This is a genomic window from Actinomyces polynesiensis (genome assembly GCF_000820725.1).
Lineage (GTDB): Bacteria > Actinomycetota > Actinomycetes > Actinomycetales > Actinomycetaceae > Pauljensenia > Pauljensenia polynesiensis.
The window spans coordinates 1-14,566 of record NZ_CCXH01000302.1 but is presented as its reverse complement, the minus strand read 5'-3'; the positions used below and the strand labels follow the sequence as shown (position 1 = coordinate 14,566).

General features: G+C 68.4%; 19 protein-coding genes. 1 reads left to right on the top strand and 18 read right to left on the bottom strand.

The annotated features are described in order from the left end of the window. Positions 1-178: 178 nt before the first annotated feature. The 18 genes from TA90_RS12675 to TA90_RS12590 all read right to left on the bottom strand — a co-directional run bounded on the left by TA90_RS12675 (position 179) and on the right by TA90_RS12590 (position 13,959). Positions 179-1,111 (bottom strand): hypothetical protein, encoded by a 933-nt coding sequence (locus tag TA90_RS12675; RefSeq protein ID WP_147513506.1) that lies wholly within the window; start codon positions 1,109-1,111, stop codon positions 179-181. Beyond that, the gene (locus TA90_RS12670) at positions 1,101-2,183 is read right to left on the bottom strand and encodes a DNA methyltransferase (RefSeq protein WP_052450877.1); all 1,083 of its coding nucleotides are present in this window, start codon (positions 2,181-2,183) and stop codon (positions 1,101-1,103) included. Before TA90_RS12670 ends, TA90_RS12675 begins: the two co-directional genes overlap by 11 nt. A gap of 25 nt (positions 2,184-2,208) precedes the next feature. After that, complete coding sequence (locus TA90_RS12665; protein WP_043537028.1) at positions 2,209-2,442, bottom strand: hypothetical protein; 234 nt, start codon at positions 2,440-2,442, stop codon at positions 2,209-2,211. A 24-nt stretch (positions 2,443-2,466) separates the two neighbouring features. After that, positions 2,467-2,883, bottom strand: coding sequence for a hypothetical protein (locus tag TA90_RS12660; RefSeq protein WP_043537026.1), 417 nt, complete (start codon positions 2,881-2,883; stop codon positions 2,467-2,469). Then, a complete protein-coding gene (locus tag TA90_RS12655; protein ID WP_043537024.1) occupies positions 2,880-3,329 on the bottom strand; it encodes a DUF192 domain-containing protein in 450 nt (149 codons plus the stop codon). The genes TA90_RS12660 and TA90_RS12655 overlap by 4 nt, the downstream gene beginning before the upstream one ends. A 6-nt stretch (positions 3,330-3,335) precedes the next feature. Further along, a complete protein-coding gene (locus tag TA90_RS12650) occupies positions 3,336-3,749 on the bottom strand; it encodes a ParB family protein (RefSeq protein WP_043537022.1) in 414 nt (137 codons plus the stop codon). Then, the gene (locus TA90_RS12645) at positions 3,746-4,543 is read right to left on the bottom strand and encodes a ParA family protein (RefSeq protein ID WP_052450876.1); all 798 of its coding nucleotides are present in this window, start codon (positions 4,541-4,543) and stop codon (positions 3,746-3,748) included. The genes TA90_RS12650 and TA90_RS12645 overlap by 4 nt, the downstream gene beginning before the upstream one ends. Before the next feature lie 78 nt (positions 4,544-4,621). Continuing rightward, positions 4,622-5,011, bottom strand: coding sequence for a single stranded DNA-binding domain-containing protein (locus TA90_RS12640; RefSeq protein WP_043537018.1), 390 nt, complete (start codon positions 5,009-5,011; stop codon positions 4,622-4,624). Then, a complete protein-coding gene (locus TA90_RS12635; protein WP_043537016.1) occupies positions 5,008-5,262 on the bottom strand; it encodes a hypothetical protein in 255 nt (84 codons plus the stop codon). The genes TA90_RS12640 and TA90_RS12635 overlap by 4 nt, the downstream gene beginning before the upstream one ends. A 60-nt stretch (positions 5,263-5,322) precedes the next feature. After that, on the bottom strand, positions 5,323-5,586 hold the full coding sequence (locus TA90_RS12630) for a glutaredoxin family protein (protein ID WP_391534109.1): 264 nt from the start codon (positions 5,584-5,586) through the stop codon (positions 5,323-5,325). Between the two features lie 620 nt (positions 5,587-6,206). Next, positions 6,207-7,091, bottom strand: a complete 885-nt coding sequence (locus TA90_RS12625) for an ArdC-like ssDNA-binding domain-containing protein (RefSeq protein WP_043537014.1) — start codon at positions 7,089-7,091, stop codon at positions 6,207-6,209. A gap of 297 nt (positions 7,092-7,388) precedes the next feature. Continuing rightward, positions 7,389-9,269: a hypothetical protein gene (locus tag TA90_RS12620; RefSeq protein ID WP_187120145.1), complete on the bottom strand. Its 1,881-nt coding sequence runs from the start codon at positions 9,267-9,269 to the stop codon at positions 7,389-7,391. Between the two features lie 240 nt (positions 9,270-9,509). Beyond that, positions 9,510-9,746, bottom strand: coding sequence for a hypothetical protein (locus TA90_RS12615; RefSeq protein ID WP_074015412.1), 237 nt, complete (start codon positions 9,744-9,746; stop codon positions 9,510-9,512). 54 nt (positions 9,747-9,800) lie between these two features. Beyond that, complete coding sequence (locus TA90_RS12610) at positions 9,801-10,661, bottom strand: FHA domain-containing protein (protein WP_043537010.1); 861 nt, start codon at positions 10,659-10,661, stop codon at positions 9,801-9,803. Next, entirely contained in the window at positions 10,658-12,034 is a 1,377-nt protein-coding gene (locus TA90_RS12605) for a MinD/ParA family ATP-binding protein (protein WP_043537008.1), read from the bottom strand. The genes TA90_RS12610 and TA90_RS12605 overlap by 4 nt, the downstream gene beginning before the upstream one ends. A gap of 32 nt (positions 12,035-12,066) precedes the next feature. Then, a complete protein-coding gene (locus TA90_RS12600) occupies positions 12,067-13,125 on the bottom strand; it encodes a M23 family metallopeptidase (RefSeq protein ID WP_043537006.1) in 1,059 nt (352 codons plus the stop codon). Between the two features lie 2 nt (positions 13,126-13,127). Beyond that, positions 13,128-13,682: a hypothetical protein gene (locus tag TA90_RS14745; protein ID WP_074015410.1), complete on the bottom strand. Its 555-nt coding sequence runs from the start codon at positions 13,680-13,682 to the stop codon at positions 13,128-13,130. A gap of 1 nt (position 13,683) precedes the next feature. After that, a complete protein-coding gene (locus TA90_RS12590) occupies positions 13,684-13,959 on the bottom strand; it encodes a helix-turn-helix domain-containing protein (protein ID WP_052450873.1) in 276 nt (91 codons plus the stop codon). Between the two features lie 145 nt (positions 13,960-14,104). On the opposite strand from TA90_RS12590, the gene TA90_RS15925 reads away from it, so the two are divergent. Further along, positions 14,105-14,566 (top strand): DUF6668 family protein (locus tag TA90_RS15925; RefSeq protein ID WP_043537059.1); only part of this gene is annotated, 462 nt, incomplete at its 3' end.

The following is a 14,566-nucleotide window of genomic DNA, read 5'->3' as shown; positions in this document are numbered from 1 at the left end:
ACTCGCCATCACGTACCGCGCCGGCGTCACCCTCTGCGCCATCCTCACCTGGGTCCGACTATTGGGAGACACGACCTAGGAGAAGACCGGCCCCCACATCCGCTACCGCTTCGTGGGAGGCCGTGGCCCGGCTCCCGCCGGGCATGAAGAAGGGTCCGCTGAAGGTTTGGTTGACCTCCTACGGCAGCAGCTCAGCCAGTTCTCGCAGCTGCTCAAGGATCCGCTCGGCCTGGTCGGGAGCGACATTCTTGTCCAGCTGCTTGAGCTGACGCTGCATCTTCTCGATGACTGCGTCGGAACCAGCGGACTCGCTGTGGAGCTTCAGGAAGTGTACCCAAGCACGCGTCTCGATACCGAGGATGGGCACACGCATCGTCGACTCAACGAACGAATCCATGAGGGGGCGACACCGAGGCAGTCGTCCGAAGTTGCCACCGCCATCGTTCACCGGATGCACCGTCACGCGGTCAGCCTTCGACGGGTACGGCGTCGCGTCGGCCGGGTACTCCAGCTCCGCACTGCCATCGGTCTCCTTGATGTTGGTCCACCAGTAGTCGCGCCACTCGGCGGCGTACTTGGCGGACTCGACCCACGGCTCGGCCACCACCGGCACGCCGCTGACGGCGCTGTCGAGGTGCCACGGCACGCAGCACACCAGGTCCCAGTCGGTGCAGGCATCGGGGGAGACCTGGTACCGCAGCGAAGGGACCTTCTCCTTGGCCAGCATCCACCAGCCCTTGAGCTCGATGCCGATCGCGAGGGGCTCACCCTCGGTTCCACGATTCACCAGACGCACGTCGGGGAAGGCCTGCGCCGACCGCTCGAACCGGTAGGTCGACCACTCGGAGTCCGGGTCCCAGATCTGCCGAAGGCTGTTCAGCGTGCGCACGACCTCCAGCTCGATGCCCGAGCCCAAGAAGCTGTTGAGGCTGAACAGGTCGGTGGCGTTGACCCCGCTGATCTCGTTCTTCGACTCGAACTCGCCCGGAAGGGCTTGGAGGGCCGCGGAGACCCCCTTCTGGAGCTTGGTATGCGGATCGTTGGGATCCAGCACCGGGCGGGCAGGACCCGCACCCACCTGGGCGCTCGTCGCCACTGCATCAACCGACATTGCTCTCCTCCTCGGGGTTGGCGTCGAAGAGGGCCACGAGCTCGTCGTTGGTCTCGGCCTCCTCGGCGGCGACGTCAAGCCGCTCGTGCGCAAGCTCCGCGAAGTAGGGGTCACGCTCGGCAAGGAAAGCCTGCCGACGCAGGGCCACCGCAGCCACGGAGCCCGTGCCAAGCCCGCCGAAGGGCTCCCATACGACGTCGCCCTCCTTCGTGACGGCGTGCACCAGGCGCTCCATGAGCTCCAGTGGCTTCTGGTTCAGATGGGTCGTGCTGGCCTTCGTGGGCTTGTACACGCGCGGCGCCGACCGACGCATCGAGCCCTTCATACGCTCGCCGTCGTGCAGCGGGGGGCGGCTCCACACGTTGGTCAGGCCATGGACGTGGTGCCACTGGTGCCGCATCCGGTCCCACTGCTTCGCGGTGACCGACGTCACACCGTCGAGCGAGAAGTACGGGCGGCCGCTCTCCAGGCCGTGCTGATTGCAGTACGCGGCCATGGCGGCCACGGCGACTCCCGGCGGCCAGTACCAGAGCCAGTCGTTCGTCAGGTACTTGCGCGTGGCGGCGTTCTTCACGCCGCAGGCCTCATTGGCCAGGTACATCGGCAGACCAGAGCGGCGCCACTCGTGCCGCAGCCACTGCTGGGCATCGAGAATGCCCGCGTCGGTCGCCGCCTCGAAGCGGCGCTGGTAGAGGACGCAGACCTCCGTGACGACGGGGAAGCGGCGGATGGTGTTGCCGTTGACGTTGCCCGCGATGTGGCTCAGACCCTTGTCCCAGACCACGGTCTGGACGTAGTCCCAGCCCTGACGCTTCAACTCAGGATGCACCGTGGCCCAGCCCACCTCCGTACCCCAGAACCACAGCGCCGTGCCCGGGGCGGCAGCCTTCGTCCACTGCTCGATGTGCGGGGCGTACCAGTCAACGAGCCCTTCCTCGTCGGTGGTGTCCCCGTGAAAACCGCGGACGCCGTAGGCGCCGTCGCTGATGATGCACGTCGGCGACGGCCAGGACGCGTAGGCGTCCGCCACATCCCCCACGTGCAGGTCGTAGGGCCTCTTCTTCTCGGCCATGCTCCCAGCCTCTCATAATCGATCGTTACCGGTCCTCGCCGTCCTCGTCCGGCGACGCCGCGCGCAGCGGTCGGAGCGCGTCGGCCATCGGGCCGTCGCTCTTGGCGTCCAGCCAGGCCGGCCGCTCGGTCACGGCCTCGTACAACTCCGGGAACAGCGCCGCGATCGCCGCGCCGGCGGCGCGGCCCTCGACGTAGGCTCCGCATGCGTAGCAGTAGCCGTTGACGTCGACGTCTGAGTGTGGGCACTTCGTGGCCATTGCCGCATCTCCTCGGGTAGTGCGCTATCGGGTCTCTGGCCAGGGATACAGCGTGGGCACCCGCGAGAAGCCTCGCGGTGTGCCGTCCTCGTTGAACTGAATCTCTGAGTGCTCGTGCGAGCCGTTGGCGTGTGCGATGGCAGCGAGCACCAGGGCGGCCGCCTGACGGTCGAGGCCGGGCACGTCCTCGGACAGGTCGACGGCGGGGCCGCCCAGCAGCGACGCGGCAATGCGCACCAGGCGTCGCTCTCCTCCCGACCAGGCTCCGGTCTCGCGCAGCAGCTCGTCGACGTCGATCCATGCCATGTCGCCGTCTCGGGTGATCCAGGGTGCGCCGTCGGAGACGGCTCGGCCGGATCGGATCAGCAGCTCGACGCCGGCCTCGGTCGGGTAGATGCCTTTCGCCCAGGCGCGCAGTGCGTCGGCGGTTGTCGTGGTCATGATGGTGTGTCCTCTCGGGTGGTGACGGTCTCTCCTACCTGCACACCTTCGAGTGCGCCGGCGGGGACTTCCAGCAGTGCGTCGACGTCGCCAGGCGACGTCCAGCGCGGGCACTTGCTCTGGTCGGTCATCGTGCACGGGTCAAGGGTCTCGATGACGAGCACCTGGTCATCGACGATCCATGCCGCGTCGATCCGGGTCTGCATGCCGGCCATCCACACCTGCCGCTCCTGGCGGCCGGCGAACGTGAACAGCATGCCGGTGCCCTTGGGCACCTCGGGTCGTCCGCTGAGGCCGGCTCGTTGCTCGTCCGCGGTGTCTGCGACCTGCACCTGGAACTGGTGGGTGCCGACGGTGACGGTCGCCGTCGAGGCGGCCGGCGTGCTCGGTGCGCACCCGGCCAGCAGGCCCAGCAGGGCCACTGTGGCGATGGCGCGCGCCTTCATGGGTTCTTACTCGCCAGCGGCGGCCGCGCCGCCCTGGGGCAGCTCTCGGGCTCCCACGGCGGGGAAGGGCTCGCCGTGGTTGTACTTGGCTTCCAGCTCCTCAACCTTGGCCATCACGGCGTCGTTGACGAACTGGCTCAGGTTCCGGTTGCCCTCTTGCACCATCGTGTGCAGGATCGCTCCTCGCACCCGGTCGGTGTCGGCCGGGTCCTGGTAGAACGACACCTTGTGCCGCCACTTCTTCTTGCCGCTCGTCGACGGTTCCTCGGCCTTGCGCGTGACGGGCGCGGCCGCCGGCTTGGCGGCCGCCGCCCGCGCGGCGGCCGGTGTCGGCTTCGCCTCGGGCGTCTCTGCCGGCGGCGGGGCGACCGGGCTCGATCCGCTCAGTGAGGACTTCCGGGGGGATGGACGGCTGCTCATGACAGGGCTCCTTCGATGCTGGTCAGGTGGTCGGCGTACAACTGGCCGAGCGCGGTTGCCTCGGCACTCCCCCACTCGTCGAGGCCGCGCGCGGCCTCGGTGGCGTCTGCGATGACGACGCGCTTCGGGATCGGCGGGCTGAGCACGCTCAGCCCTCGGGACTCGGCGGCCTGGTGCAGCTCGTCGAGCCAGGTCTTTCCGCTGACGGTGTTCTCCTCGTGCTGGTTGACGATGATGCCCGCCACGCCCAGCTCGGGGTTGTAGTAGCCGCGCACGCTCTCGATGGTGTCGAGCAACTGGGCGAGGCCGTTGGCGCTCCACAGCTTCGAGTGGGTCACGACGACGACGCCCTGCGCGGCCGTTAGGCCGTTGATCGTGAGCTGGTCGAGCGATGGGGCGCAGTCGATCAGGATCACGTCGTAGTCGCCGGCGACGGCGGCCAGGGCCTCGCGCAGCCGGCCCTCTCGGCCGGCCCCGGCGATCACGAGCTCGTCGCGCACGTAGCCGAGTGTGACTCCCGACGTCGGCACGACGTCGAGGCCGGGCCAGACTCCCGGCACGATCACGTCCCGGATGGTCTCAGGCGCGCGCGCACTGAGCGCGTCGGCCAGCCCTGCCTGGTCCTCCCCCACGGGTTCGGCAGCCGCGACGGACGTCAGGTTTCCCTGGGGATCGTTGTCGACCACAAGCACGCGCTGGCCGCGCAGCACCGCGGCGCGCGCCAGGTGAAATGTCGTCGTCGACTTGCCGACGCCGCCCTTCTGGTTGCAGAGGGCGAAGATTTGAGCGGTCACGGTGATACCTCCAATAGTGTCAATAGTACTGTCAGGGGCGCGGTGCCGACGAATCGGCGGCCGCGCCCCTGGGCTCGATCAGAACGGCGAGTTTTCGTCGAGCGGCGTTGCGTCGCCTCGGGAGCGCTCAACGGTCACCTTCTGACCGATCAGACTCACGCTCACCTCGTCGGCTCGGACCTCGTGCTGCACGCGAGTGCCTTGCTCGCCCTGCCACTCCGTGACGCGGTAGCGGCCCGCGAACGTGATGCGGATGTTGCCGCTCGCCTCGGCGGCGGCGACCAGGTTCACGGCCTGGTTGCCACTCACCAGGACGTCGTAGGCGATCGCCGGTCCGTCGGTGTAGCTGCCGTCCTCCTGACGGATGCAGTCGGACACGATGACGCGGGCGTAGGTGTACGGGCCGCGCTCTCCCTCGCGCAGCTCGGGGGTTCCGGCCAAGTTTCCGGTGCGGGTGATGTAGCTCATGGGTTCCTCCTTGGGTTAGTAATACTGACTCTGACAGTACTAACAGGGTTGATAGGGGTCAATGGTTCCGAGCGGAGCATTTCGGCGGTGACCTGCGCTCGTTGCCAGCTCACCTCTGCGGCCTGCATGTCGTCCTCTGTGTAGTCACCGAAGCTCGCCTGATACTCGAAGCCCTCGCGGCCGCGCTCGGCCAGGTCGATCAGCTCGGCCAGCCCTCGGGCCTGCTCCTCGGTGAACGTGATGGTCAGCATGTCGATTCCCTTCTGTCCTCTGTTACCTCTAATAGTACTATGGGGGGCCGGTCTTTCGCATCATGTGGTGGCTTTCCGTGCGGCGGCCACACGCTCGATTTCGTCGGGCCAGAAGCCTGACCAGTGATCCTCGCCGGTGCCGTCCTCGACGACACACACGGGGGCCTCGGAGTATCCCAGCTCCTCGGTGACGTACTCGCGCGCTGCCGGGTTCTCTCGGATGTTCACCTCGCGGTAGGTGATGCCCTCCTTGTCCAGTGCTCGCTTCGTCAGCAGGCAACGGCCGCAGCCGGGGCCGGTGGTGTAGACGGTGATGGTCAGCATGTCGGTCTCCTCCCTCGATCATCTTTTTCCTTCGTTCCTGATAGCGGAGCAATGGCCGCCGGCTGAGCCCGGAGTGCAAGTGACCGTGGAATACCGGAGCGGCCGAGCGCAGCGAGAGACGCGAGGATATGCCGCGAAAGCACTTGCGCGCAGGGCGTGGCGGCCATGATGGAGCGCCAGGAACGAATGAAAAACACTCGGTTGCCGTCGCCAGCCTGTGGCCGGCGTCCGCTTCTGGCCTGGGGAGCTCCGTCGCCCCAGGCGGTGGGGGAGCGCGAGGGGCGCAGCCCCTCGCGTCGGCCCTGGGGGGACGAGCCTCGACGAGGGACTAACACGACGAGCCTAATCATCGGCCGGTGCCGGACCGAACATTTCGGCTCAGCAGCTCGGGTGCGTGCCGCTGATGATGACCTCGCGCTCGGCGCGCGGCGCGTCGGGGAACACGTCTTGAACGGGCGGGTCTCGATGATGACGGTTCCGGCACTCATGGCGTTACCTCCTCTAGTAGTACTATCAGGGTCGGGGTGTGTTGCGGTAGACGTAGTGGCCTTCGTTCTTTACCTCTAATAGTACTATCACCGCCACGGGTTCGCAGCGGTGATAGTACTATCCGGGGTGTTTTATGCGGCGGTCCGGGTCTCCTCCTCGGTGATGGCGTCGGCCAGGGTGTGCGCAGCGCGCAGCACGTTGGCAGCGGTGGCCTTGATCGTCTCGGCCTCGCAGCCGCTCCATCCGGCGACGTAGCCGATGCTGTAGGCGGCCGTGTCCAGGCCGAGCGTCCCGGCCACGATGTAGGCGACGGACTCGGCTTCGGTCTCCTTGACGCCACGGTGCGCGACGTACTCGGCGGCGTCCTCCTCGGCGTGCAGGATCACGTGCGCGGCCTCGTGCAGCGCCGTCTTGGCGGCCTGAGCGGGGGACAGGTCCGCGTCGATGACGACGCGGCGGCTGCCGTCGGTGGTGGTGTAGCCGTTGGTCTCGCCGGGGATCGTCTCGCGCTCGACGGTCCAGCCCTGGCCGGTGAGCCAGTCGGTCACGGCCTCGGCAATGCCGGCGGGGTCGTCGCCGGTGAGCTGGTGGGCGATCTCGCCGGGGTCGTCGGCCTCGGGGTCGATGGGGTCGGTCTGGGCCTTGTCGAACACGCTGACGGGGAAGAATCGCATGCCGCGCTCCTCCTTTTCCTCGCCGGTCTTTTCGTCCTCGACGGTGCGGCGCACCTCGCGGCCGCCGAAGATGCGGATGCCGCGCTCTCCCTTGCGCACCTGGCGGCCGATGCTCTGCCACGTGCGGTAGCCGGCGACGTGGGTCGCCTCGGGGTTCTGGGCGAGGATCAGCAGAAGGTTGTTCAGGCTGTAGCGGTGGAAGGTCTGCGCGAACGCGAGGAACCGGGTCCACTGCTCGGACTGGCGCAGCTGCTCGACCTGCTCCGCGATCGACTGTTGCAGGGCCTCGACCTCGGCGCGGCGCTGCTCGGGGCTCTTGGTGTGCTTGATCTTGCGGGCCATCGTGTCCTCCTGGTGACGGTGATAGTACTAACGGGGTGTGTGTGGTTCTTCCCCCTCGTTTTTTTGCCATTGAAGGCACGCATGTGCCGCTAGGGAGGGAGGTCGGAGTGCAAGTGACCGTGGAATACCGGACTGAGGGAGCGCAGCGAGTGAGGGAGGATATGCCGCGAAAGCACTTGCGCGGAGGCCGGACGACCGTATGCTGCCGAAGGCTTCAATGGTAAAAAATGAGCGCCGTGGCGCGTTCGCTGCCGGCCGCGCAAGCGGCCGTCGAAAACGGCCCGGAGGGCCGCGTGGTTACGCGATCCGCACGGCTCCCAGGACGTGCACCAGGTCGCGCTCTGCGGTCCACGGCTCGTCGGTGTCTGCCGACGGGCCGGAGAGCATCGCTCGGGCCGCTCGATAGTCGGCTCGGCCGTCTGCTCGGCGGGGGTGTGCTCCGTACGCATTGGTCCCCAGCTCGGGCAGGAGTGCGAGCTGGCCGGGGCCAGGTCGTCGGCTCGGAGCTGTGCGCCGCGGTGCCCGCATCCATGCCTCCTCGGCCTGCCACCATGCCCACAGCTCGCGCTCGATGCGGTAGCGGCGTGCTCGGTCGTCGAGGCGTCCTGCGACGTCGAGGTGAGCAGCGGCCGCTCGACGGTAGTCGGTGGCGCGTCTGCGCCAGCCGTCGCGGGTCTGGATCAGCACGCCGGCCGATGTGAGTCGGTTGAGGGTGCGCCTGGTGGTGCCCGCGTCAGCACCGGTGGCCTGACTCAGCTCGTCGAGGTCCTGGGGATCGGTCGAGGTGCGGGCATAGACGTTTCCTGCGTGATGGCCGAGCCCTGGTCCGGGGGTGAACAGATCGTGCCGGGCATCGGTCATGCGAGCGGTGAGAGCTTCGAGGAGGGTAGTTCTCTCTGCGGCCCCGGCCCCTGCGGGGCGCGGGTCCGCTTGTGACCGACTCGTACCTGCATCCCTGTGGAAAGCGCCGGTGGGGTCGATCGACCAGGCCGCCCCGTGGGGTCCGTCGGCTGCCTGGGCCTGGGCGATCCAGCCGTCCTCCGCGAGGCGCAGCAGCGCCGTGCGGGCCGTCTCGCGGCCGATGCCTGCCAGGAGGGCCAGGCGGCGGGTGTCGGCCTCCACGGAGGCTCTGAGGGCCTGTAGGGCGAGCACGCACAGCACGTCGAGCACGCGGCGGTCGGCGGGGCCGCCGCCGCGGGTCCAGCGGCCGGCGGCCGCGTCGGCGCGGGACTGCACCTGGCGGACGTGAGCGGCGATCGCGTCGGCGCGTGCGTCGAACGTGGGATCGTCGCCCACCTGGCGGCCGCTGGTGGCCACGTAGCGCACGGCCTTGTCCCACTGCCGGCGCAGCACGCGCTCGGCGCCGATACGGCCGCGCGGCGTGCGGTGGGATCGGTCGCGGTAGGTGCGGACATGCTCTAGGCCGGGCTCGGTGTCCACGAGGGCGGCGACGTCGACGTAGTGCCACCTGGCGGCGGCCGCGCCGATCAGGACCCGCCATAGGACCGCTGAGGCGTCGCCTGCGGCGGCGTCCTCGCGCAGCGCCGCGGCGCTGACTGCCGGCAGGGGCCGGCGGGGGCCTGGCAGGTAGAGCCGGCCGTGGTCGTCGAGGGGGAGCGGCCGGCGGGGGTCTGGCGTCTGGGAGGGCTCGGCGTCGTCGACGAGCTGGGCCAGGCGCTCAATCAGGGCGCGGACCTGCGCCCTGGTGCCCGTGGGTGCTGTGAGAGCCGTTGTGTCGCCGCGCAGCACGACTGAGCGGCCGCCGGATCGGTGTGGGGCACCTGGTGGCCGCACACAGCCGGTCACGGGGTTGCTCAGCGGTGCGAGGTCGAGTGTGGGGCACAGGTGGCGCGCCAGGCGCGCCAGCGTGGCCACGCTCTCCGGGTCGGCGGGCTCGGCCAGGGCCGTCCAGACGTGGCGGCCGCCGCCGGGACCGGACTCGCACACGACGGCGGTCAGTCCGGCGTCGTCGAGGAGTCCGGCGATCGTGTCAGCGTCGCGCTCGGCCGCGGCGGCGCTGCCGGCGGTCTTGGCGTCGAGGTCGAAGGCGAGGAGGTGGAAGCGACGCTCGGTGTCGGCCAGGTAGACGGCCCAGGGGCGGTCGGGTTCGGGACCGTCGATGCGGTGCTGGCTCGTGTACTGGTTGAGCACGGTGCCGTGGGCGTCTCTGGTGGCCACGCGCACGCTCGGCCGCGGGCTGAGCGCAGCGGTCAGCGCCCAGGGCGCGTCAGAGTACACTCTCGCAGTGGTTGGCTGTATGATGGCAGCAACCTCCTAGTTCTAGGACGTTAGAGGTCCGCCCGACCTAGCCAGTCGGGCTTTCTCTAGCCGCTTGATCTGTGTCTGTCGCCAAACTTCGACAGATCAGGCGTTCAGCTTCCGAACCCCCGCCCCGCCAAGGGCGGGGGTTCGCTGGTTTTAGCGGGTGTCTATGGGTAGCTCCTCCTCGCGGGGATGGTCGCTGGTCCATCCGACTGGCACCCCGTTGGCGTCCACGTCGATACGCTCGATAAGCCATTGCGTGAGCGCGGAACGGGTGGTGTCTGCGGCGTCAGCCAGAGCAGTGAGGCGTGCGTCGGCCGGCCCCTCGATCCAGAGGCCCACCTTCCTCGCGTCTACGAGGGAGCCGCGGTCGCGGCGACGAACGTTACTCATAAAAGCCACTATATCGGTGACGGAACCTATATCTGCAACTGCATGCACGGCGTGTCATGCCAGATTCACCGTGCAGTAAACGTCTCCCAGCAGCAGGGTCGTGCCGGCGGCGATCACGCTGGGGACTCCGGGCGTGAGCTGCACGGCTGGCGTCGTGGCCAGCTCGACGCCATTCGCGCTGTCAGCGTCCGTGACGATGATGCGGCCGTGCTCGTCGACGTCGACGAGCACGTGCGTGCGCGACAGGAGACGCCCAGGGCTGGCGATCGCCACGGGGGTGCGCCCGCCAACGCTGGCGGGGTTGCGGCCGATGGCCGCCCCGCCCGTCACGGTGACGCTCGGCTGAGCGTCGAACGTGAGGGTGAGCGTGGGGCGACGTCGCCGCGGCGGAAGTGGTGGCAGGGGAGTGGTGGCGGCCTTGGCCGCCCTCCGTGGCCTGGGAGGCAGGGGGACGTGCTCGGTCGGCGTCGACCCACGTCGACGCTGGTAGGTCTCTCGGGGGCCGGCCTCCACGCTGTGCGGCCGCTCGATGCCGCACTGCGAGCATGACGTGGCGGTGACGGGCTGGACGTGCCGGCAGGATCGGCACGGCCCCTCGTGGACGCTCAGGCCCGTTGCTGGCGGGATTGTGCCGTCATCGTCGACGAGCTGCACGATTCCCTCGGGGCGGACGGCGAGAGCCCAGGTGTCCGTGTCCTCCGTGACGACCAGGCGCACGGGCCGGCGCAGCCGGGCCGCGATCAGGGCGACGTGGGCGATCATGCCCGTGCGCAGCGCGGTCACGTTGTCGGCCACGCACGGGCGCTCGGTGCCGTTGACGGTGATGCTGCCCGTGCCGTCAGCACGCAGGGTTGCCGAGATACGGGGCCAGTCTGCGACCCTCTCGGACTCCGGGAGGGTCAGCGGGGCGGTCACAGTCCCCGTGCGACGGCAGCGCCGGCGGCGAGCCAGGCGCGCTGTGTCGCGGGTCGGAGCAATCCGTAGCGCAGGATGCCGTCGACCATTGCGGGGTCGAACGGGATCGTGATGGCGTCGCGGGCAAGGTCCTTGTAGCCGGCAGCCACGCGCTGGACGTCGGCGCTGTGGGCCTTGGGGTCTGCCTGGGTCACAACGACGATGGCCTGCTCGGCCAGCGCCGCGGCGCGTTCGTCGCGGTCGGCCAGGGCTTCGAGGAGGAGCGCGCCGGCCTCGGCGTGATCGTCGCGGGTCGTCGTGGCCACGACGAGCTGGTCGGTGTGGTCGATCATGCGCCGCCACATCGGGTCGGACTCGTCGTTGCCGGAGTCGATGAAGATCAGGCGGTAGTACTTGGCCGCGACCTGGTGGATCGCGTCGACGTCGCTGGCGTCGATGCGCTGCTCGGCTGCCAGCTCCATCGGCTTCGAGCGCAGCACGTCGAATCGGTCGCGCGGCTGGTGGTGCACGTAGTGCGCCAGATCGGCGGACTGCGCACCCGTGCTCAGGAGACGATCGACCTGGGGGAGGAGTTCGAGCAGGGTCGCTTCGTGCGGCCCCTGGTCGGTGCGCCATCCCAGGGTGCCGCGGGTCTGGTTGTTGTCCCAGGCGAGCACGCCGGCCCCGCCGAAGCGGGCGAACACGGCCGAGAGCAGAACGGTGGTCGGGGTCTTGCCCGCGCCGCCCTTGCCGTTGACGATGGCGATCGTGCGGGGGCCAGGCCAGTGCTGACTCACGGCCTGGACGTCGGCGCGCTCTGCGCGCTCGGCCTCGCTGGGGCTCAGGCGCAGCCCGAGATGGGTCATGAGGCCGCGCCAGCCCTGGGTGGCGGGTTCCTCGGACTGCTGCTGGGTGAGGAACGACTGCCGCCGCTCGCGCCTGGTGGGGAACGGCGCTGCCGTCGCCGGCGCGGAACCGTCGGCGGCCCGCACCCATCCGTGAGCGGGTTCCGGCTCGGCCTCCTCGGCCGGTGCCGGCGCAGCGGCCGGCTCCTCGGCCGCCTCGGTCACGGGCTCCACGGGAGCGGCCGGCGGTTCGTCGGCCACGTCGGGGACGGTGCGGGGCTTCGCCTCCGCCGTAGCATCCGACTCCACGGTGCCGTCACCGTGGATCACGAGTGGCCACTGCCCGTCGGGGTCGGTCATCGTCGCTCGCACGTCTCGGCCGAGCTTGCGGGCGGTCTCAGCCACCAGGCCGACGATCGCGGTCCGCGCGTCGTCGAGGGAATCGGTGCTGACAGGGTGAACGCTGCCACTGATCGTGACCTCGCCGGTCCCGTCCTCGTTGATCGTGCCCTGGACCCGTGGCCAGGTGGCTGGTGTCTCGACGCTCATAACGTTCTCCATTTCTCTCGTAGATTCGGGCGTCACCCGAGCTTGATTCCAACCTTCTGCATGTACGGGACCGGATCGGTGGGGGAGCCGTCGATGCGGACCTCGAAGTGCAGATGACATCCGGTGGAGTTTCCGGTGTTGCCAACCTTGCCGATTTGCTGACCGGCGGTGACTTTGTCTCCTTCGCGCACGAGAATGCCGCTCTGGTACTCGTGCAGGTACGCGGTTTCGACGCCTCCTCCGTGGTCGATAATGATCGTTCCGGTTCCGTACGAGTCCATGCCGGCCTTGGTGACGGTGCCTGCCTGCGCAGCCCAGATAGGACCGTCACAGCCGCCTCCGTTGAGGTCGACACCCGCGTGGAGGCGGTAGACGCCCGTCACGGGGTTGGTTCGCATGCCATAGACACTGGTGATGGGTCCGGCTGCGGGTGTGGCCCATCCCTCTGAGCTCACCTCACCGGGTGTGGCATCGTCCCCGGCACACACTTGATCGCCGTTGCCGGCGTTCAGCCCTGTGTCGACGCCGGAGAGAGCTTCGACGACGGCCACGGCCGAGTCCCAGAACTTCGTGTAGTGGTATGGGTCGGCGTTGCCCTGGGTGCGGTGCGCAACGATGGTCGGTTCGAGGGAGTCTCGGGCGTCGACCTTCATCATGGCTTTGAAGAAGTTGGTGGCCGAGATGTACGGGTCCATGCGATCTTCGTAGGACCCCCATGCGCCGTTGTCGCGCTGCTGGAACAGGCCGCGGCTATCGGGGCCTGCGGCGTCGCCGTAGTCGACGACGGTGAGGCTCGACTCACCCATTGCGGTCATGACGCCGATGGTCTGGTCTCTGACACCGAGGTCCAGGTCCTTGCCGGCCTGCACGATGTAGGCCGCGTTCACAAGCTGCTCGTGCCCGTAACCGGAGATGGTGGTGTCGGGGACGGTATCGGGGTCAATGCTGATGCTCGATGCCGAGCCCGATTCTGGGTTGCACGCTGAGGCTTCGTCTGATCCGCCCAGGAGCAGGATGCTGAACATGGTGCCGAGCACAAGTGCTGGCACCAGTGCGATCGCTCCGATGGCTCCTGTTTTGCGGTCAGACATGGTTAGTGCACTCCCTCCGGCGGCGTGAACCGGCTGACTAGCCAGGGCGAGGCTCCGTCAGCACGGATGACGATCACGGTGTAGGTGCCGACGTCGGTCTGGACCTCGACGTGTCCGACGAATGCGCTTTCTTTGTCGACGAGTTCCCCGTTGCCAGTGACCTCACGAACGGGAATGTTCGCGGGAACGACGTAGGCATAATCCTGTTGGGCCTGCTGTGTCAGCAGAGGAGAGAGCTTGCTCCACCACGTGTCATAGTCGAGGTCTGGCTGAGCGAATGCACGCATCGCAGCAGTCGCAGCGTCGAGCGCCGCGCGTTGCGACGCATCATCCCACTCAGGCACGGGGCCAGGACTGATCGTGTACTCGCTGCCGTCATCATCTTCTGCGACGACACCGCTCGATGGCGTGCTGAACTGGCTGGGGTCAGGAAATGCGGGACTGCTGCTGGACGTGGCTGGACTGGGCGTTCCAGGGGCGTCGTCCTGGCTCGCACAACCAGCCAAGACGACGGCCATCGCCACAGCGGCGACCCCTGCTATCGGCGTGCGTCGCATGTCACCCCTCCTCGTTCTTCGGTTGGTTCTTCGGCGGGCGCACCCGTGGGGCGTTCTCGCCCTCGCGCAGCGTCTCTTTCAGCTCCTTCGTGACGATGAACCAGGTCGTGCCGACCTTGTAGCCGGGGATCACTCCATCCCGTAGCCAGTTGTGCACCGTCTGCTTGGTGATCCCAAGCAACTCCGTGACGTCGCGCGCGGTCATGGTGGGCCCTTGGCCCTCGAAGAGTTCGTCGAGGCCATCGGTCACTTGAAACACCTCGGCCGCGGTCCGCATGCGTCGATCCTAACCGATTTCACTCGATATCGCCATAGACATGTCGCTTTCATTGGGTCTCACTCTCTCTTGTCGTTTTCACTTGCTACCGCTAGACTCGTGATGTAGGAAACTACGTAGACCATTATCAAGGGAGGGTGACGTCGTGACAGAAGCCAAGAACCCGTGGCTGTCTCATCCGTCCACGCCGGACCCCGACACCCCCGTGGCGATCGAGGAGCGTGTGAGGCCCGCGACGGGGCCTGTAGCCCCTCAGCGCGGCGTCCCTGCACCTGACCGCGCAGACCAGCTTCCGCTGTTCGATAGGCGTCAGAACGCCGATGTGTGGTGGCTGGGAGTTCACGGAGGCGCGGGCGAGTCGAGCTTGTCGGGGGTGCTCCCCGGCAGCGCGGCGGCAGACCACGGGTGGCCCCAGACACCGGGCGAGCAGCCCGCGCGCGTCGTCCTGGTGGCTCGCTCCAACATGCGGGGCCTGCGGGCCGCTCAAGCGGCCGCAACGCAATGGGCGGCGGGTCTGGTGCCCGGCGTCGATGTTCTCGGCCTGGTGATCGTCGCTGACGCACCTGGCCGCCTCCCTCGACCGCTGCGCGACTTCGCGCACCTGGTC